Below are 502 nucleotides of genomic sequence, written 5' to 3' on the forward strand. Positions count from 1 at the left end.
GAGCCACCACGAGGCCAGGCGTACCGCTGACGCCCAGGCGCTCGGCGGTACGGCCAACCTCACGGCGCGAGGTCGGCGCTACCTCACGGCCGCGGCCCATCCGCGCCGCGGCACTGTCGACCCGCGCACGTCGACGCTTCAACCGGACCAGCGCTGCTACCGACAGAGCAGCGAGGACGACCACCACGACACCGAGCACCACGGCGGCGACGGTGGCCGTTGACGACCATGCGACGTCGCCGGTCACCAGGCCGACCACGAGCGTGAACGGGTTAGCTGGGACCTCGTGACCCTCGCGCCAGCTGGACACATGAACGGGAACCCAGGTGAACAGCAGCACCAGCGCTGCTAACGAGAGCACCGCGAACAGTGCAATCGCCTCAGCGTTTGCGTCCGGCGCACCGTGGCGGCGGTTCGTGGCTGACATCGTGGCTACTCCTGGCCGATGGCAGATGGGCGCTGGCCATGCCAGCGCTTGTTGGTGTCGTTCACGGCATGCTCG

General features: G+C 68.9%; 1 protein-coding gene. It reads right to left on the reverse strand.

Going from position 1 to position 502, the window contains the following annotated elements; genetic code table 11:
* The coding region (locus D9V41_RS16245; protein ID WP_208006907.1) for a hypothetical protein at positions 1-427 on the reverse strand (427 nt) is incomplete at its 3' end.
* Positions 428-502: the final 75 nt, after the last annotated feature.

Source organism: Aeromicrobium phragmitis (assembly GCF_003674095.1).
Classification (GTDB): Bacteria; Actinomycetota; Actinomycetes; order Propionibacteriales; family Nocardioidaceae; genus Aeromicrobium; species Aeromicrobium phragmitis.